Source organism: Enterobacter cloacae complex sp. I2 (assembly GCF_014896205.1).
GTDB classification, from domain to species: Bacteria; Pseudomonadota; Gammaproteobacteria; order Enterobacterales; family Enterobacteriaceae; genus Enterobacter; species Enterobacter quasihormaechei.
The window spans coordinates 1-23,145 of sequence record NZ_JADBRA010000009.1; the positions used below are offsets into that span (position 1 = coordinate 1).

General features: G+C 55.7%; 19 protein-coding genes and 1 pseudogene. 17 read left to right on the top strand and 3 right to left on the bottom strand.

Going from position 1 to position 23,145, the window contains the following annotated elements; genetic code table 11:
- Nucleotides 1–609: 609 nt before the first annotated feature.
- From dnaK to nhaR, 4 genes are all read left to right on the top strand, one after another.
- Complete coding sequence (gene dnaK / locus IM300_RS09420; protein WP_063450699.1) at nucleotides 610–2,523, top strand: molecular chaperone DnaK; 1,914 nt, start codon at nucleotides 610–612, stop codon at nucleotides 2,521–2,523.
- An 87-nt stretch (nucleotides 2,524–2,610) separates the two neighbouring features.
- Nucleotides 2,611–3,756, top strand: a complete 1,146-nt coding sequence (gene dnaJ / locus IM300_RS09425; RefSeq protein ID WP_063450698.1) for a molecular chaperone DnaJ — start codon at nucleotides 2,611–2,613, stop codon at nucleotides 3,754–3,756.
- A gap of 172 nt (nucleotides 3,757–3,928) precedes the next feature.
- Nucleotides 3,929–5,104 carry a Na+/H+ antiporter NhaA gene (gene nhaA, locus IM300_RS09430; protein WP_193036273.1) on the top strand — a complete coding sequence of 392 codons (1,176 nt, stop codon included), beginning with the start codon at nucleotides 3,929–3,931 and terminating at the stop codon, nucleotides 5,102–5,104.
- A 58-nt stretch (nucleotides 5,105–5,162) separates the two neighbouring features.
- A complete protein-coding gene (gene nhaR / locus IM300_RS09435; RefSeq protein WP_063450696.1) occupies nucleotides 5,163–6,062 on the top strand; it encodes a transcriptional activator NhaR in 900 nt (299 codons plus the stop codon).
- Between the two features lie 58 nt (nucleotides 6,063–6,120).
- Here the strand turns inward: nhaR and rpsT are convergent, their stop codons facing one another.
- Nucleotides 6,121–6,384, bottom strand: coding sequence for a 30S ribosomal protein S20 (rpsT, locus tag IM300_RS09440; protein ID WP_003856458.1), 264 nt, complete (start codon nucleotides 6,382–6,384; stop codon nucleotides 6,121–6,123).
- A 115-nt stretch (nucleotides 6,385–6,499) separates the two neighbouring features.
- Between rpsT and IM300_RS22805 the strand changes: the two are divergent.
- The 13 genes and pseudogenes from IM300_RS22805 to folA all read left to right on the top strand — a co-directional run.
- Nucleotides 6,500–6,705, top strand: a pseudogene (locus tag IM300_RS22805) (DUF2575 domain-containing protein); the annotation flags it as partial.
- A 7-nt stretch (nucleotides 6,706–6,712) separates the two neighbouring features.
- Nucleotides 6,713–7,639 carry a bifunctional riboflavin kinase/FAD synthetase gene (ribF, locus tag IM300_RS09445; RefSeq protein WP_063450695.1) on the top strand — a complete coding sequence of 309 codons (927 nt, stop codon included), beginning with the start codon at nucleotides 6,713–6,715 and terminating at the stop codon, nucleotides 7,637–7,639.
- A 45-nt stretch (nucleotides 7,640–7,684) separates the two neighbouring features.
- Nucleotides 7,685–10,501, top strand: a complete 2,817-nt coding sequence (gene ileS / locus IM300_RS09450; RefSeq protein WP_193036275.1) for an isoleucine--tRNA ligase — start codon at nucleotides 7,685–7,687, stop codon at nucleotides 10,499–10,501.
- Nucleotides 10,501–11,001 carry a signal peptidase II gene (gene lspA, locus IM300_RS09455; RefSeq protein ID WP_063867426.1) on the top strand — a complete coding sequence of 167 codons (501 nt, stop codon included), beginning with the start codon at nucleotides 10,501–10,503 and terminating at the stop codon, nucleotides 10,999–11,001. The genes ileS and lspA overlap by 1 nt, the downstream gene beginning before the upstream one ends.
- 95 nt (nucleotides 11,002–11,096) lie before the next feature.
- The gene (fkpB, locus tag IM300_RS09460) at nucleotides 11,097–11,546 is read left to right on the top strand and encodes an FKBP-type peptidyl-prolyl cis-trans isomerase (RefSeq protein WP_063867427.1); all 450 of its coding nucleotides are present in this window, start codon (nucleotides 11,097–11,099) and stop codon (nucleotides 11,544–11,546) included.
- Nucleotide 11,547: 1 nt separating this feature from the next.
- Nucleotides 11,548–12,498: a 4-hydroxy-3-methylbut-2-enyl diphosphate reductase gene (gene ispH / locus IM300_RS09465; RefSeq protein WP_028015471.1), complete on the top strand. Its 951-nt coding sequence runs from the start codon at nucleotides 11,548–11,550 to the stop codon at nucleotides 12,496–12,498.
- A 205-nt stretch (nucleotides 12,499–12,703) separates the two neighbouring features.
- Nucleotides 12,704–13,525, top strand: coding sequence for a 4-hydroxy-tetrahydrodipicolinate reductase (gene dapB / locus IM300_RS09470; protein ID WP_193036277.1), 822 nt, complete (start codon nucleotides 12,704–12,706; stop codon nucleotides 13,523–13,525).
- 454 nt (nucleotides 13,526–13,979) lie between these two features.
- A complete protein-coding gene (carA, locus tag IM300_RS09475) occupies nucleotides 13,980–15,128 on the top strand; it encodes a glutamine-hydrolyzing carbamoyl-phosphate synthase small subunit (RefSeq protein ID WP_193033812.1) in 1,149 nt (382 codons plus the stop codon).
- 18 nt (nucleotides 15,129–15,146) lie between these two features.
- Entirely contained in the window at nucleotides 15,147–18,371 is a 3,225-nt protein-coding gene (gene carB, locus IM300_RS09480; RefSeq protein WP_023315370.1) for a carbamoyl-phosphate synthase large subunit, read from the top strand.
- A gap of 182 nt (nucleotides 18,372–18,553) precedes the next feature.
- Nucleotides 18,554–18,787: a YgdI/YgdR family lipoprotein gene (locus IM300_RS09485; protein ID WP_003856439.1), complete on the top strand. Its 234-nt coding sequence runs from the start codon at nucleotides 18,554–18,556 to the stop codon at nucleotides 18,785–18,787.
- 105 nt (nucleotides 18,788–18,892) lie between these two features.
- Nucleotides 18,893–19,423, top strand: a complete 531-nt coding sequence (kefF, locus tag IM300_RS09490) for a glutathione-regulated potassium-efflux system oxidoreductase KefF (RefSeq protein ID WP_063867430.1) — start codon at nucleotides 18,893–18,895, stop codon at nucleotides 19,421–19,423.
- Nucleotides 19,416–21,281 carry a glutathione-regulated potassium-efflux system protein KefC gene (kefC, locus tag IM300_RS09495; RefSeq protein ID WP_193036279.1) on the top strand — a complete coding sequence of 622 codons (1,866 nt, stop codon included), beginning with the start codon at nucleotides 19,416–19,418 and terminating at the stop codon, nucleotides 21,279–21,281. The genes kefF and kefC overlap by 8 nt, the downstream gene beginning before the upstream one ends.
- Nucleotides 21,282–21,395: 114 nt before the next feature.
- Complete coding sequence (gene folA / locus IM300_RS09500; RefSeq protein ID WP_003856431.1) at nucleotides 21,396–21,875, top strand: type 3 dihydrofolate reductase; 480 nt, start codon at nucleotides 21,396–21,398, stop codon at nucleotides 21,873–21,875.
- 38 nt (nucleotides 21,876–21,913) lie between these two features.
- Here folA and apaH read toward each other — a convergent pair whose 3' ends face one another.
- Complete coding sequence (gene apaH / locus IM300_RS09505) at nucleotides 21,914–22,762, bottom strand: bis(5'-nucleosyl)-tetraphosphatase (symmetrical) ApaH (RefSeq protein ID WP_063867432.1); 849 nt, start codon at nucleotides 22,760–22,762, stop codon at nucleotides 21,914–21,916.
- 4 nt (nucleotides 22,763–22,766) lie between these two features.
- A complete protein-coding gene (apaG, locus tag IM300_RS09510) occupies nucleotides 22,767–23,144 on the bottom strand; it encodes a Co2+/Mg2+ efflux protein ApaG (RefSeq protein ID WP_003856425.1) in 378 nt (125 codons plus the stop codon).
- Between the last annotated feature and the right edge of the window lies 1 nt (nucleotide 23,145).

The following is a 23,145-nucleotide window of genomic DNA, read 5'->3' on the forward strand; positions in this document are numbered from 1 at the left end:
TGCCGAACTATAGCCATTAACTGGCAGTACCATTTTCATCATCTGTCCCTGGATTTACTATGGTTATTTGCTCATGCTACACCGCTTATGACATAACCCAAACTTTCAAAAGTGGACAAATTTGTTACAAAATGAAGCCTCAAAGCCTAAGGCGTTCCATCGTATTAATGCTCCGCTGAAAATCATCAGGAGTATCTCTCCCGTCTTGTTTTGCCATCTATGAAAAATATCAATAACGCAATGTCAGATTGGTCAGGCAGTTTTTACCCGTTAGTAATAGTTGCTCTTAATGTTTACCAAATATCAGTAGGGGTGAGGGCGTCATCGTCTAAGTGGTATCAACAATTGTTCGTTTTGTGATGCCAGTGAAGCTTTTGTCAAGGTGGCGTAAACATAGTCGTAATCGGCGCCGACTATGATCTCATCAGGGTGAAATTAAAAATTTTTTTATGTCTCCCCCTTGATGGATGACGTTGCGACCCCATCTTGTAAGCAACCGCAGTGTGTGGACCTGAAAAAAATCAAATCTGGGCAGTTGAAAAAGCACGTTCTGCCCTTATTACAGGTACACAACCACATGTTGACTGAATTTTTAGTGGAGACGTTTAGATGGGTAAAATTATTGGTATCGACCTGGGTACTACCAACTCTTGTGTAGCGATTATGGATGGCACTACTGCACGCGTGCTGGAGAACGCCGAGGGCGATCGCACCACGCCTTCTATCATTGCTTATACCCAGGATGGTGAAACTCTGGTTGGTCAGCCGGCTAAACGTCAGGCAGTGACAAACCCGCAAAACACCCTGTTTGCGATCAAACGCCTGATTGGCCGCCGCTTCCAGGACGAAGAAGTTCAGCGTGACGTTTCCATCATGCCTTACAAAATCATCGCAGCCGATAACGGCGATGCATGGCTTGATGTGAAAGGCACCAAAACTGCACCTCCGCAGATCTCTGCTGAAGTGCTGAAGAAAATGAAGAAAACCGCAGAAGATTACCTGGGCGAACCGGTAACTGAAGCTGTTATCACCGTACCTGCTTACTTCAACGATGCTCAGCGTCAGGCAACCAAAGATGCTGGCCGTATCGCAGGTCTGGAAGTAAAACGTATCATCAACGAACCAACCGCAGCGGCGCTGGCTTACGGTCTGGATAAAGAAGTCGGCAACCGTACTATCGCGGTGTACGACCTGGGTGGTGGTACTTTCGATATTTCTATTATCGAAATCGACGACGTTGACGGCGAAAAAACCTTCGAAGTTCTGGCAACCAACGGTGATACCCACCTGGGTGGTGAAGACTTCGATACTCGTCTGATCAACTACCTCGTTGACGAGTTCAAGAAAGATCAGGGCATTGACCTGCGTAACGACCCGCTGGCGATGCAGCGCCTGAAAGAAGCCGCTGAGAAAGCGAAGATCGAACTGTCTTCCGCTCAGCAGACCGACGTGAACCTGCCGTACATCACCGCAGACGCGACCGGTCCTAAACACATGAACATCAAAGTGACCCGTGCGAAACTGGAAAGCCTGGTAGAAGACCTGGTGAACCGTTCTATCGAGCCACTGAAAGTTGCATTGCAGGACGCTGGCCTGTCCGTGTCTGACATTCAGGACGTTATCCTGGTAGGTGGTCAGACGCGTATGCCAATGGTTCAGAAGAAAGTGGCTGAATTCTTTGGTAAAGAGCCACGTAAAGACGTGAACCCGGACGAAGCGGTAGCTATTGGTGCTGCGGTTCAGGGTGGTGTACTAACCGGTGAAGTGAAAGACGTACTGCTGCTGGACGTTACCCCGCTGTCTCTGGGTATCGAAACCATGGGTGGCGTAATGACTCCGCTCATCAACAAAAACACCACTATCCCGACGAAACACAGCCAGGTGTTCTCTACCGCTGAAGACAACCAGTCTGCGGTAACCATCCATGTGATTCAGGGTGAGCGTAAGCGTGCGGCAGATAACAAATCTCTGGGTCAGTTCAACCTGGACGGTATCAGCCCGGCGCCACGCGGTATGCCACAGATCGAAGTCACCTTCGACATCGATGCTGACGGTATCCTGCACGTGTCTGCGAAAGACAAAAACAGCGGTAAAGAGCAGAAGATCACCATCAAGGCATCTTCTGGCCTGAACGAAGCGGAAATCGAAAAAATGGTTCGTGATGCCGAAGCTAACGCGGAATCCGACCGTAAGTTCGAAGAGCTGGTTCAGACCCGTAACCAGGGTGACCATCTGCTGCACAGCACCCGTAAGCAGGTTGAAGAAGCGGGCGATAAACTGCCAGCGGAAGACAAAACTGCGATCGAAACTGCACTGAGCGCGCTGGAAACGTCTCTGAAAGGCGAAGACAAAGCGGACATCGAAGCGAAGATGCAGGAGCTGGCACAGGTTTCTCAGAAACTGATGGAAATCGCTCAGCAGCAGCACGCACAGCAGCAGGCGGGCGCTGATGCTTCGGCGAACAACGCGAAAGACGACGACGTTGTCGACGCTGAGTTCGAAGAAGTGAAAGATAAAAAATAATCGCCCTGATGCAGGGTAATTAATCGGCACGGGCGTAGGAGAATTCTCCACGCCCGTGCTCGCATGTTAAGGGGCTTAAAAAAACCAATGGCAAAGCAAGACTATTACGAGATTTTAGGCGTTCCGAAAACTGCGGAAGAGCGTGAAATCAAAAAGGCGTATAAGCGCCTGGCCATGAAATATCATCCAGACCGCAATCAGGGTGATAAAGAGGCTGAAGCCAAATTTAAAGAGATTAAAGAAGCCTACGAAGTCCTGACCGACGCGCAAAAACGCGCGGCTTATGACCAGTATGGTCACGCGGCCTTTGAACAGGGCGGCATGGGCGGCGGTGGATTTGGTGGCGGCGGCTTCGGCGGCGGCGCTGATTTCAGCGATATCTTTGGTGATGTATTCGGCGATATCTTCGGCGGCGGTCGTGGCCGCCAGCGCGCGGCGCGCGGCGCAGACCTGCGCTACAACATGGAGCTGACGCTGGAGGAAGCGGTTCGCGGCGTCACCAAAGAGATCCGTATTCCGACGCTGGAAGAGTGTGACGTTTGCCACGGCAGCGGCGCGAAAGCGGGGACTCAGCCACAGACCTGTCCAACCTGTCACGGTTCCGGTCAGGTGCAGATGCGCCAGGGCTTCTTCGCGGTGCAGCAGGCGTGTCCGCACTGTCACGGTCGCGGTACGCTGATCAAAGATCCGTGCAACAAGTGTCACGGCCACGGTCGCGTTGAGAAAACCAAAACCCTGTCCGTTAAGATCCCGGCAGGCGTCGATACGGGCGACCGTATCCGTCTGGCAGGCGAAGGCGAAGCGGGCGAGCACGGCGCACCGGCAGGCGATCTGTACGTTCAGGTTCAGGTGAAGCAGCACGCCATTTTCGAGCGTGAAGGCAACAACCTGTACTGCGAAGTGCCGATCAACTTCGCGATGGCGGCGCTGGGCGGCGAAATTGAAGTGCCGACGCTGGACGGTCGCGTGAACCTGAAGGTGCCGGGCGAAACACAGACCGGCAAGCTGTTCCGCATGCGTGGCAAAGGCGTTAAATCCGTTCGCGGTGGCGCGCAGGGCGACCTGCTATGCCGCGTGGTAGTCGAAACGCCAGTTGGCCTGAACGACAAGCAGAAACAGCTGCTGAAAGAGCTTCAGGAAAGTTTTGGCGGCCCTACGGGTGAGAAAAATAGCCCGCGCTCCAAAAGCTTCTTCGATGGCGTCAAAAAATTCTTCGATGATTTAACCCGCTAACCCGTCAGCTGGTTACTATCCTTTAAAGCCCGGAAGCGATTCCGGGCTTTTTCTTTACAGCGTTATTGCTCGGTTAAACTGAATCCATACCCAATATTAATCTGTTTTTACCGATCTGTTTGCGCTGATATTATGGTTTTACCGAGGTATTGTTGTAAAAGAGATAATTAACGTGAAATTACTACACCGTTTCTTTAGCAGTGAGGCATCCGGCGGCGTCATCCTGATTATTGCAGCCGCGGCCGCCATGCTGCTCGCCAATATGGGTATGACGCGCGATCTCTATCACGCATTTCTGGAAACGCCCGTCGAGCTGAAGGTCGGAGCGCTGGAAATCAACAAAAACATGCTGCTGTGGATCAACGATGCGCTGATGGCGGTATTTTTCCTGCTGGTGGGCCTGGAGGTCAAACGTGAGCTGGTGAGCGGCTCGCTTGCCAGCCGTCAGCGCGCGGCGTTCCCTGCGATCGCGGCGATTGGCGGGATGATCGTGCCGGCGCTGCTCTTCCTCGCGTTCACGTGGCAGGATCCGGTTGCGCGCGACGGCTGGGCGATCCCGGCCGCAACGGATATCGCGTTTGCGCTCGGGGTATTAGCCTTGCTCGGTAGCCGCGTCCCGGTAGCACTGAAAATTTTCCTGATGGCGCTGGCGATTATTGATGACCTGGGCGCTATCGTGATTATCGCGCTGTTCTACACCAGCGATCTGTCCGTTCTGTCGCTGAGCGTGGCGGCCGTGGCTATCGCGGTGCTGGCGTTGCTGAACGTCTTCAACGTCCGACGCACGGGCATTTATATCCTGGTGGGAATGGTGCTGTGGACGGCAGTGTTGAAATCCGGCGTGCACGCCACGCTGGCGGGCGTCATCGTTGGTTTCTTCATCCCACTGAAGGAGCAGAACGGCAAATCGCCTGCCAGACAGTTAGAGCACGTGCTTCACCCGTGGGTAGGCTTTATGATCCTGCCGCTGTTTGCGTTTGCCAACGCGGGCGTTTCCCTGGCAGGGGTGACTTTGGACGGCCTCACCTCCGTGCTGCCGCTGGGTATTATCGCCGGTCTGTTTATCGGTAAGCCGCTGGGCATCAGCCTGTTCTGCTGGCTGGCGCTGAAGCTTAAGCTGGCGTCATTGCCAAACGGGACCACCTTTAGTCAGATTATGGCCGTCGGGGTGCTGTGCGGTATTGGATTCACCATGTCGATCTTTATCTCGACGCTGGCGTTTGGCGCAAGCGCGCCTGAGCTTATCGTCTGGGCGAAACTCGGCATTCTTATCGGGTCGCTCCTGGCCGCGGTTATCGGCTATACCTTGTTGAAGGTGAAGTTGTCCGGACAGGCTGTCCAGGCATAACGGGAAACCGGGAGGAGGGAAGCCTTCTCCCGATAAACTATCAGGGAGTGAAAACGTGATGTCTCATTTGAACTACAACCATCTCTATTACTTCTGGCATGTCTACAAGCAGGGCTCGGTCGTGGGAGCCGCTGAGGCGCTCTACCTGACGCCACAGACCATTACCGGGCAAATCAAAGCCCTGGAAGAGCGCTTGCAGGGCAAGCTTTTTAAGCGGAAAGGGCGTGGCATTGAGCCGAGCGAGCTGGGTGAGCTGGTGTTCCGTTACGCGGACAAGATGTTCACCCTGAGCCAGGAGATGCTGGATATCGTTAACTATCGCAAAGAGTCTAACCTGCTCTTTGACGTGGGCGTGGCGGATGCGCTATCCAAACGGCTGGTAAGCGGCGTGCTGGATGCGGCGGTGGTGGAAGATGAACAGATTCATTTACGCTGCTTTGAGTCCACCCACGAGATGCTGCTGGAACAGCTGAGCCAGCATAAGCTGGATATGATTATCTCGGATTGCCCCATCGACTCCACCCAGCAGGAAGGCTTGTTCTCGGTGAAAATTGGCGAATGCGGCGTCAGCTTCTGGTGCATCAATCCGCCACCGGAAAAACCGTTTCCGGCCTGCCTGGAAGAGCGCCGTTTGCTGGTGCCGGGAAGACGGTCAATGCTCGGACGTAAGCTGCTGAACTGGTTTAACTCCCAGGGGCTGAACGTGGAAATCCTCGGTGAGTTTGACGATGCCGCGCTGATGAAAGCCTTTGGCGAAGCGCATAATGCGATCTTCGTTGCCCCGACGCTGTACGCGCACGATCTCTATTCAGACGACAAGATTACGGAGATTGGCAGGGTGGAAAACGTGATGGAAGAGTATCACGCCATATTCGCCGAAAGGATGATTCAGCACCCCGCGGTGCAGCGTATCTGCAACCGGGACTACTCGGCGCTGTTTACGCCACCGGCAATCTGAAGGCATAAAAAAACCCGCGTTAAGCGGGTTCTTTCAAACAAGCAACAACAAGTGGCGATTAAGCCAGTTTGTTGATCTGCGCGGTCAGGTTTGCTTTATGACGCGCTGCTTTGTTTTTGTGGATCAGACCTTTAGCAGCCTGACGATCCACGATTGGTTGCATTTCGTTAAATGCGTTCTGCGCTGCAGCTTTGTCGCCAGCTTCGATTGCTGCGTATACTTTCTTGATGAAAGTACGCATCATAGAGCGACGGCTTGCATTGTGCTTACGAGCCTTTTCAGACTGAACGGCACGTTTCTTAGCTGATTTGATATTAGCCAAGGTCCAACTCCCAAATATGATCTATGTGGACAATTCAAAGGCCGAGGAATATGCCCTCTATACCTTCTTTTGTCAATGGATTTGTGCAAATAAGCGCCGTTAATGTGGCGACGCTACGTTACGTAGTGATGGCGCAGGATTCTACCAGCTTGTCGTTCGTGAATACAGCTTTTCGGCGTAAAAAACGCTGTTCGCGGGCAGATTTTTTTGCTGTGAAAGGTCAGCGTGATGAAATCATACGGCTTTCTGTTTCGCGTGAACAATCGCCGGTTAACGTTAACCGCTGTACAAGGTATACTTTGGCGATTTTCACTGTTTTGAGCCAGTCATGAAGCTGATACGCGGCATACATAATCTCAGTCAAGCCCCGCGCGGGTGCGTGCTGACCATTGGTAATTTCGACGGCGTGCATCGTGGGCATCAGGCGCTGTTGCAGGGATTGCGTAAAGAAGGCGAGGCGCGAGGCCTGCCCGTCGTGGTGATGATTTTCGAGCCTCAGCCGCTGGAGCTGTTTGCGGGTGAGAAATCCCCCGCACGGCTGACCCGCCTGCGCGAGAAGTTACGCTATCTGGCGGAGTCCGGCGTGGACTACGTCCTGTGCGTACGTTTCGACCGTCGATTTGCCGCGCTGACCGCACAAAACTTTGTCAGCGATCTGCTGGTCAGGCAGCTTGGCGTGCAGTTCCTCGCGGTGGGGGATGATTTCCGCTTTGGCGCTGGTCGTCAGGGCGATTTCTTGTTATTACAGAAGGCTGGTCTGGAGTACGGGTTTGACGTCACCAGTACGATGACCTTCTGCGAGGGCGGCGTACGCGTCAGCAGCACGGCGGTACGCCAGGCGCTGGCGAACGATGATCTGGACACGGCAGAAACGCTGCTGGGCCACCCGTTCACGATTTCAGGTCGCGTGGTCCATGGCGATGCGCTGGGCCGCACGATAGGTTTCCCGACGGCGAACATACCGCTGCGTCGTCAGGTCTCCCCGGTTAAAGGGGTATATGCGGTGGAAGTGGCAGGACTGGGCGAGAAGCCTTTCTACGGCGTCGCCAACATTGGCACGCGTCCAACGGTTGCCGGTGTGCGTCAACAGTTAGAAGTACACCTGCTGGACGTTGTAATGGACCTCTACGGTCGCCATATAGATGTGATACTGCGTAAAAAAATACGCAATGAACAGCGATTCGCTTCGCTGGATGAACTTAAGGCGCAAATCGCGCGAGATGAATTGACGGCCCGCGAGTTTTTTGGGCTTTAGAACCGGCTTAACTGCCTACGTGATAAATACGGAACCGAGAATCTGATGAGTGACTATAAATCAACCCTGAATTTGCCGGAAACAGGGTTCCCGATGCGCGGCGATCTCGCCAAGCGCGAACCGGGAATGCTGGCGCGTTGGACCGATGATGACCTGTACGGCATCATTCGTGCAGCCAAAAAAGGCAAAAAAACCTTCATTCTGCACGATGGCCCTCCATATGCGAATGGCAGCATTCATATTGGTCACTCTGTAAACAAGATTCTGAAAGACATTATCGTGAAGTCCAAAGGACTCGCGGGATATGACTCGCCTTACGTTCCGGGCTGGGACTGCCACGGCCTGCCAATCGAGCTGAAAGTTGAGCAAGAGTACGGCAAGCCAGGCGAGAAGTTCACCGCTGCTGAGTTCCGCGCGAAATGCCGCGAATATGCTGCCACCCAGGTTGACGGCCAGCGCGCAGACTTTATCCGTCTGGGCGTGCTGGGCGACTGGTCGCACCCGTACCTGACCATGGACTTCAAAACCGAAGCCAACATCATCCGGGCGCTGGGCAAAATCATCGGTAACGGTCACCTGCACAAAGGCGCTAAGCCGGTGCACTGGTGCGTGGACTGCCGCTCTGCGCTGGCAGAAGCCGAAGTGGAGTATTACGACAAAACGTCTCCTTCTATCGACGTGGCTTTCGAAGCGGTCGATCAGGACGCGATCAAAGCTAAATTCGGTCTGCCTGGCGTAAGCGGCCCGATCTCGCTGGTGATCTGGACCACTACCCCGTGGACGCTGCCAGCCAACCGTGCAATCTCTCTCTCCGGCGAGTTCGAATACGCGCTGGTGCAGGTTGACGGCCGCGCGGTTATCCTGGCGAAAGATCTGGTAGAAAGCGTGCTGAAGCGCGCGAACATCACCGACTACACCGTGCTGGGCACCGTGAAAGGCGACGCGCTGGAGCTGATGCGCTTCAAACACCCGTTCCTGGACTTCGACGTTCCGGCGATCCTGGGCGACCACGTCACGCTGGACGCGGGTACCGGTGCGGTGCATACCGCTGGCGGTCACGGTCCTGACGATTACAACATCAGCCTGAAATACGGTCTGGAAATCGCCAACCCGGTTGGCCCGGACGGGTCTTACCTGCCTGGCACCTACCCGGCGCTGGACGGTATCAACGTCTTTAAAGCCAACGACATCATCGTTGAGATGCTGCGTGAACGCGGTGCGCTGCTGCACGTTGAAAAAATGCAGCACAGCTATCCGTGCTGCTGGCGTCACAAGACGCCGATCATCTTCCGTGCGACGCCACAGTGGTTCGTCAGCATGGATCAGAAAGGCCTGCGCGAGCAGTCCCTGAAAGAGATCAAGGGCGTGCAGTGGATCCCGGACTGGGGCCAGGCGCGTATCGAATCCATGGTGGCTAACCGTCCTGACTGGTGTATCTCCCGTCAGCGTACCTGGGGCGTGCCGATGTCGCTGTTCGTGCACAAAGAGACGCAGGAACTGCATCCGAACACCCTGGAACTGATGGAAGAAGTGGCGAAGCGCGTTGAAGTTGACGGCATTCAGGCGTGGTGGGATCTCGACGCCCGCGACATCCTGGGCGCGGACGCGGATAACTACGAGAAAGTGCCGGATACCCTGGACGTGTGGTTCGACTCCGGTTCAACCCACGCCTCCGTGGTTGACGTGCGCCCTGAGTTCGCTGGTCACGCTGCCGACATGTATCTCGAAGGCTCCGACCAACACCGCGGCTGGTTCATGTCATCGCTGATGATCTCCACCGCCATGAAGGGCAAAGCGCCTTACCGTCAGGTACTGACCCACGGCTTCACCGTGGATGGCCAGGGCCGTAAGATGTCCAAGTCCATCGGTAACACCGTTTCGCCGCAGGACGTAATGAACAAGCTGGGCGCGGACATCCTGCGTCTGTGGGTAGCCTCTACCGACTACACTGGCGAAATGGCGGTGTCTGACGAGATCCTGAAACGTGCTGCCGACAGCTATCGTCGTATCCGTAACACCGCGCGCTTCCTGCTGGCGAACCTCAACGGGTTCGATCCAGTAAAAGACATGGTGAAGCCGGAAGAGATGGTCGTGCTCGATCGCTGGGCGGTAGGCTGCGCGAAAGCGGCGCAGGAAGATATCCTGAAAGCCTATGAGTCTTACGACTTCCACGAAGTGGTGCAGCGCCTGATGCGCTTCTGCTCCATTGAGATGGGCTCGTTCTACCTCGACATCATCAAAGACCGTCAGTACACCGCGAAAGCGGACAGCGTGGCGCGCCGCAGCTGTCAGTCTGCGCTGTACCACATCGCAGAAGCGCTGGTGCGCTGGATGGCGCCGATCATGTCCTTCACCGCGGATGAAATCTGGGGTTACCTGCCGGGCGAGCGTGAGAAGTATGTCTTCACCGGCGAGTGGTACGAAGGTCTGTTCGATCTCTCCAGCACCGAAGCGATGAACGATGCCTTCTGGGACGAGCTGCTGAAAGTGCGTGGCGAAGTGAACAAGGTTATCGAGCAGGCGCGTGCTGACAAGAAAGTCGGCGGCTCTCTGGAAGCGGCAGTAACCCTGTACGCCGAACCGGAGCTGGCGGCGAAGCTGACGGCGTTGGGCGATGAATTGCGATTTGTCCTGTTGACCTCCGGTGCGAAAGTTGCGGATTATGCTGACGCGTCTGCTGATGCTCAGCAGAGCGAACTGCTCAAAGGACTGAAGGTCGCACTGAGCAAAGCCGACGGTGAGAAATGCCCGCGTTGCTGGCATTACACTACCGATGTCGGTCAGGTGGCGGAACACGCAGACATCTGCGGACGCTGTGTAAGCAACGTCGCCGGTGACGGCGAAAAACGTAAGTTTGCCTGATGAGTAAAACTCTCTGTTCCACAGGACTGCGCTGGCTGTGGCTGGTGGTGGTGGTGCTGATTATCGATCTGGGCAGCAAGTTCCTGATCCTCCAGAACTTTGCTCTGGGGGATACGGTCCCGCTGTTCCCGTCGCTTAACCTGCACTACGCCCGCAACTACGGCGCGGCGTTTAGTTTCCTGGCCGACAGCGGTGGCTGGCAGCGCTGGTTCTTCGCAGGTATCGCAATGGGTATCTGCGTTGTGCTGGCGGTGCTGATGTACCGCTCGAAAGCAACGCAAAAGCTGAATAACATCGCCTACGCGCTGATCATTGGCGGCGCGCTGGGCAACCTGTTTGACCGCCTGTGGCACGGCTTTGTGGTCGATATGATCGACTTCTACGTCGGCAACTGGCACTTCGCGACCTTTAACCTCGCCGATAGCGCAATTTGCATCGGTGCGGCGTTAATCGTGCTGGAAGGCTTCTTGCCTAAACCGGCGGCGAAAGAGCAGGCGTAACCAAACCAGCCGGGTGACGCGTAGCGATCCCGGTCTACGGTTAATATAGGCCCGGTAAGCGCAGCGCCACCGGGCAAAACAAGCGAGCAATTTGCATGTCTAAATCCGTACAGAGCAACAGCGCGGTACTCGTTCACTTCACGCTGAAGCTGGATGACGGCTCCACGGCTGAATCCACCCGCAATAACGGCAAACCGGCGCTGTTTCGTCTGGGCGATACCTCCTTGTCTGAAGGCCTTGAGCAGCAGCTTCTGGGTCTGAAAGAGGGCGAGACAAAGGCGTTTTCGCTGGAGCCGGATGCGGCATTTGGCGTGCCAAGCCCGGATCTGATCCAGTACTTCTCGCGCCGTGAGTTTATGGATGCGGGCGAGCCGGAAATCGGAGCGATTATGCTCTTTACCGCTATGGACGGCAGCGAAATGCCTGGCGTGATCCGCGAAATCAACGGGGACTCCATCACCGTTGACTTCAACCATCCGCTAGCCGGGCGTACCGTTCATTTTGATGTAGAAGTGCTGGAGATCGATCCGGCACTGGAGGCCTGAAATGCAGATCCTGTTGGCTAACCCGCGCGGTTTTTGCGCCGGTGTAGACCGCGCTATCAGCATTGTTGAAAACGCACTGGAAATTTACGGCGCGCCGATTTACGTGCGTCATGAAGTGGTACATAACCGCTACGTGGTCGACAGCCTGCGCGAGCGCGGGGCGATTTTCATCGAGCAAATCAGCGAAGTGCCGGACGGCGCTATCCTGATCTTCTCCGCGCACGGCGTTTCGCAGGCCGTGCGTAACGAAGCCAAAAGCCGGGATCTGACCGTCTTCGACGCCACCTGTCCGCTGGTCACCAAAGTGCATATGGAAGTGGCGCGCGCCAGCCGTCGCGGTGAAGAGTCGATCCTGATTGGTCACGCCGGTCACCCGGAAGTCGAGGGTACCATGGGCCAGTACAGCAACCCGGAAGGGGGGATGTATCTGGTTGAGTCGCCGGAAGATGTCCTGACGCTGAACGTGAAAAACGAAGCGCGTCTGTCGTTTATGACCCAGACCACGCTCTCCGTAGACGACACCTCAGACGTGATTGACGCCCTGCGCCAGCGCTTTCCGAAAATCGTCGGGCCGCGTAAGGATGATATCTGCTACGCCACCACTAACCGTCAGGAAGCGGTGCGCGCGCTGGCGGAACAGGCGGACGTGGTGCTGGTGGTCGGTTCAAAAAACTCCTCTAACTCTAACCGTCTGGCCGAACTGGCACAGCGAATGGGCAAGGCGGCGTTTTTAATCGACGACGCAACGGACATACAGGAAGCGTGGGTTAAAAACGCGGCCTGCGTCGGCGTCACCGCAGGGGCTTCTGCGCCGGATATCCTCGTGCAAAACGTCATTGCCCGCCTGCAAGAGCTGGGCGGTGGTGAAGCCGTTCCGCTCGAAGGCCGCGAAGAGAATATCGTCTTCGAAGTGCCGAAAGAGCTGCGAATCGACGCCCGCGAAGTGGAATAACTTCTTTTCTGATGAAAGGCCAGCACCTCCTGTGCTGGCCTTTTTTTTGCCCCGGACTTTATCGTGACGACAAAATCATGTCTTTTACTGATATCTGAGTCGGTTTCACGTTAAATTCTAATTATTGGTGTTTTCAGTTGGCAGCCTTTACGAAGGCTGGTTAATCTGAAAACGGTTTACATCATTTTAACGTAAGAGAATAACTATGCATGAAGCACAGATCCGTGTCGCCATTGCGGGCGCGGGTGGACGTATGGGTCGCCAGCTGATTCAGGCGGCAATACAAATGGAAGGCGTGGCACTCGGCGCGGCGCTGGAGCGTGAAGGTTCATCCCTGCTGGGATCCGATGCGGGTGAACTGGCCGGCGCGGGTAAGACAGGCGTTACCGTTCAGAGCAGCCTTGATGCGGTGAAAGATGACTTTGACGTGTTCATCGACTTTACCCGTCCGGAAGGTACCCTGACTCACCTGGCGTTTTGCCGCCAGCACGGTAAAGGAATGGTGATTGGCACCACCGGCTTCGATGATGCGGGTAAACAGGCCATTCAGGATGCAGCCACCGACATTGCGATTGTCTTTGCCGCGAACTTTAGCGTAGGCGTTAACGTCATGCTGAAGCTGCTGGAAAAGGCGGCGAAGGTGATGGGCGACTACACCGACATTGAGATTATTGAAGCGCACCACCGTCATAAAGTTGATGCTCCATCAGGCACGGCGCTGGCGATGGGCGAAGCGATTGCTTATGCAATGGATAAAGATTTAAAAGACATCGCAGTCTATTCCCGTGAAGGGCATACCGGAGAACGCGTGCCGGGCACCATTGGTTTCGCAACCGTCCGGGCGGGCGATATCGTCGGCGAACACACGGCGATGTTCGCCGATATTGGCGAACGTGTTGAGATTACGCACAAAGCGTCAAGCCGCATGACGTTCGCCAATGGCGCAGTACGTTCCGCGTTGTGGCTGAAATCGAAAGAAAAGGGTCTTTTTGATATGCGAGATGTGCTTGATCTCACTAATTTGTAAGCGTTATTACCCATCGTGATGTGGTTATTGCAGTCGTAATGTATTGATTGCATAGGGCAATAATTTATTGCCCTCTTATTTTATATGTTTGAGATGAAATTTGGTTGGTAATGGTCATAAACCTGAGTTTTATGCCATTTTTCTGTGAACTGAACGTAAATTTTGACCATTTGGTCCACTTTTTATCGCTCCCGCCTCTCAAATTCCAAAAAACCAACCGCGCAAGCGTTTTCCAGGATGATTTACCTGATCTTTTTGCCCGTTAAATCCCATTCAGGCCGCCAGTCCTGCAAAAGAATAAACAAAATACCCGTTTTAAGTTGACTTTTACATGCCAAATCCCCAGAATGCCGCCGTTTGCCAAAAATTCGCTGGCAACACATTTGCATTGATTCATGACGTGGTTATGAATTAATATGCAAATAAAGTGAGTGAATATTCTCTGGAGGGTGTTTTGATTAAGTCAGCGCTATTGGTTCTGGAAGACGGAACCCAGTTTATCGGTCGGGCCATAGGGGCAACGGGTTCGGCGGTTGGGGAAGTCGTTTTCAATACTTCAATGACCGGTTATCAAGAAATCCTCACTGATCCTTCCTATTCTCGCCAAATCGTTACTCTTACTTATCCTCATATCGGCAATGTCGGCACCAATGCGGCTGACGAAGAATCCTCTCAGGTACATGCGCAAGGCCTGGTCATTCGTGACCTGCCGCTGATTGCCAGCAACTTCCGCAACACCGAAGACCTCTCTTCTTACCTGAAGCGCCATAACATTGTGGCGATTGCCGATATCGATACCCGCAAGCTGACGCGTCTGCTGCGTGAGAAGGGTGCACAGAACGGCTGCATCATCGCAGGGGATAACCTCGACGCGACGCTGGCGCTGGAAAAAGCGAAAGCCTTCCCGGGCCTGAACGGTATGGACCTGGCGAAAGAAGTGACCACGGCGGAAGCCTACAGCTGGACGCAGGGGAGCTGGACGCTGGAAGGCGACCTGCCGGAAGCGAAAAAAGAGAACGAACTGCCGTTCCACGTGGTGGCCTACGATTTTGGTGCCAAGCGCAACATCCTGCGCATGCTGGTTGACCGCGGCTGCCGCCTGACGGTGGTTCCAGCGCAAACGTCCGCTGAAGAGGTGCTGAAGATGAACCCGGACGGCATCTTCCTTTCTAACGGCCCAGGCGACCCGGCGCCGTGCGATTACGCTATCGACGCCATCAAGTCCTTCCTCGAAACCGATATCCCGGTATTCGGCATCTGCCTCGGCCATCAGCTGCTGGCGCTGGCGAGCGGAGCCAACACCGTGAAGATGAAGTTTGGCCACCACGGTGGGAACCACCCGGTGAAAGACATCGACAATAACACGGTGATGATTACCGCGCAGAACCACGGCTTTGCCGTCGACGAAGCCTCGATGCCCGCTAACCTGCGCGTGACGCACAAATCCCTGTTCGATGGCACCTTGCAGGGTATCCATCGCACCGATAAGCCTGCGTTCAGCTTCCAGGGCCACCCTGAAGCCAGCCCGGGCCCGCACGATGCCGCGCCGCTGTTCGATCACTTCATCGAACTCATCGAGCAATACCGTAAGACCGCTAAATAATCAGGAGCTGAGAAGACCATGCCAAAACGTACAGACATAAAAAGCATCCTGATCCTTGGCGCTGGCCCGATCGTGATCGGCCAGGCCTGTGAATTTGACTACTCCGGCGCGCAGGCGTGTAAAGCCCTGCGCGAAGAGGGTTACCGCGTCATCCTGGTGAACTCTAACCCGGCCACCATCATGACCGACCCGGAAATGGCGGATGCGACCTACATTGAGCCAATTCACTGGGAAGTGGTACGCAAAATCATCGAGAAAGAGCGTCCGGACGCGGTGCTGCCAACCATGGGCGGCCAGACGGCGCTGAACTGCGCGCTTGAGCTGGAGCGTCAGGGCGTGCTGGAAGAGTTCGGCGTGACCATGATCGGTGCAACCGCCGACGCGATTGATAAAGCTGAAGACCGTCGCCGCTTCGACGTGGCGATGAAAAAAATCGGCCTCGACACTGCGCGTTCCGGTATCGCACACAATATGGAAGAAGCGCTGGCCGTTGCGGCTGAAGTGGGGTATCCGTGCATCATCCGTCCTTCCTTCACCATGGGCGGCACCGGCGGCGGTATCGCCTACAACCGCGAAGAGTTTGAAGAGATTTGCGAGCGCGGCCTGGATCTCTCCCCAACCAAAGAGCTGCTGATTGATGAATCGCTGATTGGCTGGAAAGAGTACGAGATGGAAGTGGTGCGTGATAAAAACGACAACTGCATCATCGTCTGCTCCATCGAAAACTTCGATGCGATGGGGATCCACACCGGCGACTCCATCACCGTTGCGCCAGCCCAGACGCTGACCGATAAAGAGTATCAAATCATGCGTAACGCCTCGATGGCGGTACTGCGTGAAATCGGCGTGGAAACTGGCGGCTCTAACGTGCAGTTCTCGGTGAACCCGAAAACCGGTCGTCTGATCGTTATCGAAATGAACCCGCGCGTGTCCCGTTCCTCCGCGCTGGCCTCTAAAGCCACCGGCTTCCCGATTGCGAAAGTGGCAGCGAAGCTGGCGGTGGGTTATACCCTCGACGAACTGATGAACGACATCACCGGTGGCCGCACGCCAGCCTCCTTCGAGCCGTCTATCGACTACGTTGTGACCAAAATCCCACGCTTCAACTTCGAGAAATTCGCCGGCGCTAACGACCGTCTGACAACCCAGATGAAATCTGTGGGTGAAGTGATGGCGATTGGCCGCACGCAGCAGGAATCCCTGCAAAAAGCGCTGCGCGGCCTGGAAGTGGGTGCGACCGGCTTTGACCCGAAAGTGAGCCTGGACGACCCTGAAGCATTGACCAAAATTCGCCGCGAGCTGAAAGACGCGGGTGCAGAGCGTATCTGGTACATCGCCGATGCCTTCCGCGCGGGCCTGTCCGTCGATGGCGTATTCAACCTGACTAACATCGACCGCTGGTTCCTGGTGCAGATTGAAGAGCTGGTGCGTCTGGAAGAGAAAGTGGCGGAGCTGGGCATCAACGGCCTGGACGCAGACTTCCTGCGCATGCTGAAGCGTAAAGGCTTCGCCGATGCGCGTCTGGCTAAACTGGCGGGCGTGCGTGAAGCGGAAATCCGCAAGCTGCGCGACCAGTATGACCTGCACCCGGTTTACAAGCGCGTGGACACCTGTGCGGCAGAGTTCTCGACCGATACCGCGTACATGTACTCCACTTATGAAGACGAGTGCGAGGCGAACCCGTCCGTCGACCGCGACAAGATCATGGTGCTGGGCGGCGGTCCAAACCGTATCGGCCAGGGCATCGAGTTCGATTACTGCTGCGTACACGCCTCGCTGGCGCTGCGCGAAGACGGGTACGAGACCATCATGGTCAACTGTAACCCGGAAACCGTGTCGACCGACTACGACACCTCCGACCGCCTCTACTTCGAGCCGGTAACCCTGGAAGACGTGCTGGAAATCGTGCGCATCGAGAAGCCAAAAGGCGTGATCGTGCAGTACGGCGGCCAGACTCCGCTGAAGCTGGCGCGCGCGCTGGAAGCCGCAGGCGTGCCGGTTATCGGCACCAGCCCGGACGCGATTGACCGCGCGGAAGACCGTGAGCGTTTCCAGCAGGCGGTTGACCGTCTGAAGCTGAAACAGCCGGCGAACGCCACCGTGACCGCCATTGAAATGGCCGTTGAGAAGGCGAAAGAGATTGGCTACCCGCTGGTGGTGCGCCCGTCCTACGTGCTGGGCGGCCGCGCGATGGAAATCGTCTACGACGAAGCCGACCTGCGCCGCTATTTCCAGACAGCGGTAAGCGTTTCCAACGATGCGCCAGTGCTGCTTGACCGCTTCCTCGACGACGCGGTTGAGGTGGACGTGGATGCCATCTGCGACGGCGAAATGGTGCTGATTGGCGGCATCATGGAGCATATCGAGCAGGCAGGCGTGCACTCCGGTGACTCCGCCTGTTCTCTGCCGGCCTACACGCTGAGCCAGGAAATTCAGGACGTGATGCGCCAGCAGGTGCAGAAGCTGGCCTTTGAGTTGCAGGTTCGTGGCCTGATGAACGTTCAGTTCGCGGTGAAAGACAACGAAGTTTATCTGATTGAAGTCAACCCGCGTGCGGCGCGTACCGTACCGTTCGTCTCTAAAGCAACCGGTATTCCGCTGGCGAAAGTGGCGGCGCGCGTGATGGCTGGCCAGACGCTGGCGCAGCAGGGCGTCACCAAAGAAATCATCCCGCCGTATTACTCGGTGAAAGAGGTGGTGCTGCCGTTCAACAAATTCCCGGGCGTTGACCCGCTGTTAGGGCCAGAGATGCGCTCTACCGGGGAAGTGATGGGCGTGGGCCGTACCTTCGCAGAAGCGTTTGCCAAGGCGCAGCTGGGCAGCAGCTCTACCATGAGAAAATCGGGCCGTGCGCTGCTCTCCGTTCGCGAAGGCGATAAAGAGCGCGTGGTTGACCTGGCCGCCAAGCTGCTGAAACAGGGCTTCGAGCTGGACGCAACCCACGGTACGGCGATTGTGCTGGGTGAAGCGGGTATCAACCCGCGTCTGGTGAACAAAGTGCATGAAGGTCGTCCGCACATTCAGGACCGCATCAAGAATGGCGAGTACACCTACATCATTAACACCACCGCAGGTCGCCAGGCGATTGAAGACTCTAAGCTGATTCGCCGCAGCGCGCTCCAGTACAAAGTGCACTACGACACCACCCTGAACGGCGGTTTCGCGACGGCCATGGCGCTGAATGCGGACGCCACCGAGAAGGTGATTTCGGTGCAGGAAATGCACGCTCAGATTAGCAAATAATCTGCGTAGGCCCGGCAAGCGGTAGCGCCGCCGGGCAAATGGCGGGTGGCGCTTCGCTTACCCGCCCTACGGTTTTCTTTACCCATCTTAAGAACCTTCTGGTTTTTCATCCGCTTTCAGTCAGTTAGCCTAAAATAGTTAGGTCGATAACGAAAATTCAACTGAGAGCAGGGGAAAACACCATGCAAAATAAACTACTGATCGCTTCCGTTCTGGCTGCCACCGCAATGTTCACCGTAGCGGGCTGTTCGTCCAATCAGGCCGTAAAAACCACCGATGGCAAAACGATTGTCACCGACGGGAAACCGCAGGTGGATGACGATACCGGACTGGTGTCGTACAAAAACGCCGAAACCGGTCAAACTGAACAGATTAACCGCGACCAGGTGAAATCCATGGGCGAGCTGGATAACTAATTCAGTTTTCTGACGTTAGCCCGTCAATAATATTCACTATTAGCCTGTTGAATTACTGTCTACACTCTTCTGGTAAAAGAAGGCAGTAAAACAACAGGCTACTCAATGATTCTGATAATTTATGCGCACCCTTATCCGCAGCACTCGCACGCGAATAAGCGGATGCTTGAGCAGGCAAGGACGCTCGAAAACGTAGAGATACGTTCCCTCTATCAACTCTATCCCGATTTTAATATCGATATCGCCGCCGAACAGGAGGCGCTCTCTCGTGCCGATCTGATCGTCTGGCAGCATCCGATGCAGTGGTACAGTACGCCACCGCTGCTGAAACTGTGGATCGACAAAGTCTTCTCGCACGGTTGGGCATACGGACACAACGGCAAAGCGCTTCAGGGCAAAAGCCTGATGTGGGCCGTAACCACCGGCGGCGGTGAAAGCCACTTTGAAATTGGCGCTTTCCCGGGATTTGAGGTGCTGGCGCAGCCGCTTCAGGCTACCGCCCTTTACTGTGGCCTGACCTGGCTTCCGCCTTTTGCAATGCACTGTACTTTTGTCTGCGACGATGAAACCTTGCAGGCGCAGGCTCGTCACTACAAACAACGTTTACTCGAGTGGCAGGAGGCGCACAATGGATAGCCATACGCTGATACAGGCGCTGATTTACCTCGGCGCGGCGGCATTAATTGTGCCGGTAGCGGTGCGTCTGGGGCTGGGCTCGGTCCTCGGCTATCTGATTGCCGGATGTGTCATTGGCCCTTGGGGCTTCCGCCTGGTGACGGATGCCGAGTCGATCCTGCATTTTGCAGAGATCGGCGTGGTGCTGATGCTGTTTGTGATTGGTCTGGAGCTGGATCCGCAGCGGCTGTGGAAGCTGCGCGCCTCGGTGTTTGGCGGAGGTGCTATGCAAATGCTGGCCTGCGGCCTGCTGTTGGGCGGATTCTGCATTTTGTTAGGCATGGAGTGGAAAGTCGCGGAGCTGATCGGCATGACGCTGGCGCTCTCCTCGACGGCGATTGCCATGCAGGCAATGAACGAGCGTAACCTGACGGTCTCGCAAATGGGGCGCAGCGCCTTTTCCGTTCTGCTGTTCCAGGATATTGCCGCGATCCCGCTGGTGGCGATGATCCCGCTGCTGGCAACCAGCGGCGCGTCAACGACGCTGGGAGCATTTGCCCTCTCGGCGCTGAAGGTTGTCGGCGCGCTGGCGCTGGTGATCCTGCTGGGCCGCTACGTAACGCGTCCGCTGCTGCGCTTTGTTGCGCGCTCTGGCCTGCGCGAAGTGTTCAGCGCCGTTGCGTTATTCCTGGTATTTGGTTTTGGTTTGCTGCTGGAAGAGGCCGGGCTGTCGATGGCGATGGGTGCCTTCCTCGCGGGCGTTTTACTGGCAAGCTCCGAATACCGGCACGCGCTGGAAAGCGATATCGAGCCGTTTAAAGGGCTGCTGCTGGGGCTGTTTTTCATCGGCGTCGGGATGTCTATCGACTTCGGAACGCTGGTCACCCATCCGCTGCGCATCATTATTCTGCTGGTGGGCTTCCTGGTTATAAAAATGACCATGCTGTGGCTGATTGCCCGTCCGTTAAACGTGCCAAAACCGCAGCGCCGCTGGTTTGCCGTGCTGCTGGGGCAGGGGAGTGAGTTTGCGTTCGTGGTCTTTGGCGCGGCGCAAATGGCCAACGTACTCGATCCGGAATGGGCAAAAGCCCTGACGCTGGCGGTCGCGCTGTCGATGGCCGCAACGCCGATCCTGCTGGTGCTGCTGACGCGTCTGGAAAAAGCGGGAAGCGAACAGGAGCGAGAAGCCGACGAGATCGACGAAGAGCAGCCGCGCGTAATCATCGCTGGCTTTGGCCGCTTCGGGCAAATCACTGGCCGTTTACTGCTCTCCAGCGGTGTGAAAATGGTTATCCTCGATCACGATCCCGACCATGTCGATACGCTGCGTAAATTCGATATGAAGGTGTTTTACGGCGATGCGACCCGGGTTGACCTGCTGGAATCCGCCGGTGCGGCGAAGGCCGAGGTGTTGATTAACGCCATCGACGATCCTGAGACCAGCATGCAGATGGTTGAGCTGGTCAAAGAGCACTTCCCGAACCTGACGATTATCTCGCGTGCGCGCGACGTGGATCACTACATCCAGCTGCGTCAGGCGGGAGTGGCGGCACCGGAGCGTGAAACATTTGAAGGGGCGCTCAAATCGGGCCGTATGGCGCTGGAAAGCCTGGGGCTTGGCGCGTATGAAGCGCGTGAGCGTGCCGATCTGTTCCGTCGTTTTAATCATGAGATGGTGGAAGAGATGGTGGCGATGGCGAGCAGTACGGCAACCGAACGCGCAGCGGTGTTTAAACGCACCAGCACCATGCTGACGGAGATCATCAACGAGGATCGTAATCACCTGTCGCTGGTTCAGCGCCACGGCTGGCAAGGAACGGAAGAGGGCAAGCATACCGGTAATCCGGAAGATGAACCGGAGAGTAAACCCTCCGCGTGAAGTGGAGTTGCCAGCAATATTAAAAAATTTCTAATTCTTTACCCTGCCGCCAGTCGACGAAAGATTAAGCTTTCCGTATAGTGGCGGCAATTTTTTGCATCCGGGAAATTTTCAATGATCAGTCTGATTGCAGCGCTGGCGGTAGACCGCGTTATCGGCATGGAAAACGCCATGCCGTGGAACCTGCCTGCCGATCTCGCATGGTTTAAACGTACGACGTTAAACAAGCCGGTAGTGATGGGCCGTCTGACCTGGGAGTCGATTGGTCGTCCATTGCCAGGGCGTAAGAATATTGTGATCAGTAGCCAGCCGGGCACAGACGATCGCGTTCAGTGGGTTAAGTCCGTTGATGAAGCGATTGCCGCCTGCGGTGATGCCGAAGAGATCATGGTGATCGGCGGCGGTCGTGTTTATGAGCAGTTCCTGCCAAAAGCGCAGAAGCTGTATCTGACCCACATTGATGCGGAAGTGGAAGGGGATACGCATTTCCCGGATTACGATCCGGATGAGTGGGAGTCCGTGTTCAGCGAGTTTCACGATGCGGATGCGCAAAACTCACACAGCTACTGCTTCGAAATTCTGGAACGTCGTTAACGGTTTTATCCTCTCCCGGTGGGAGAGGATAAACATCCTCAGGAAGCGACCGCTTCACCCTCACCTAAGTCCAGCTGTCGGTTGGATGGCTGCACAAAGTAAGCTTTATCTTCCCAGCGTAAGCAGGTTAAATCCCCACCCCAGCAGCATCCGGTATCCAGCGCATAGATATTTTCCGGCGTACCTTTCCCTTCCAGCGAGGCCCAGTGGCCAAATACCACGCTGTATTCATTCGTCACGGGGCCCGGAATGGCAAACCACGGCTTAAGCGGCGCAGGGGCATTTTCCGGCGTATCTTTGCAATACATATCCAGCTGCCCGTTCGGGAAGCAGTAGCGCATCCGCGTAAACGCATTGGTGATAAAACGCAGTCGCGCCAGGCCACTGAGGTCATCACTCCAGTTGTTCGGCATGTCGCCGTACATCGCATCGAGGAAGAACGGATAGGAATCGCTCGCCAGCACCGCTTCCGCGTCGCGCGCGCAGGTTTTTGCCGTCTCAAGATCCCACTGAGGCGTGATGCCGGCATGGGCCATCACCAGTTTTTTCTCTTCGTCAATCTGGAGCAGCGGCTGGCGACGCAGCCAGTTGAGCAACTCGTCGGCGTCCGGTGCTTCCAGCAGAGGGGTAATACGATCTTTCGGCTTATTACGGCTGATCCCGGCGTATACGGCCAGTAAATGCAGATCGTGGTTGCCCAGCACCAGCCGCACGCTGTCGCCCAGAGATTTGACATAGCGGAGGACGTCCAGCGAGCCTGGACCGCGCGCCACTAAGTCGCCTGTGAGCCAGAGCGTGTCCTGCCCGGGAATAAAGTCGACCTGTTTTAATAATGCGATCAGTTCATCGTAGCAACCGTGAACGTCGCCAATCAGATATGTAGACATTAGATTAATGAATAAGTGTAGGTACGGCGAGACGGAATACGGGAATGGCAATGCGGAAGGCATTACCGTCGGCATCGACCATTTCGTAATGGCCCTGCATGGTGCCCAGCGGCGTTTCAATTACCGCGCCGCTGGTGTACTGATACTCTTCGCCAGGGGCGATATGAGGTTGTTCACCGACCACACCTTCACCCTGGACTTCAATTTCGCGGCCATTGCCGTTGGTGATAAGCCAGTAGCGCCCGAGCAGCTGCACGGGCATCCGCCCCAGATTGCGAATGGTTACGGTATAAGCAAAGACAAAACGTTCTTCATCCGGTGTGGATTGGGACTCAATGTAGACGCTTTGAACCTGAACACAGACGCGGGGCGAATCAATCATG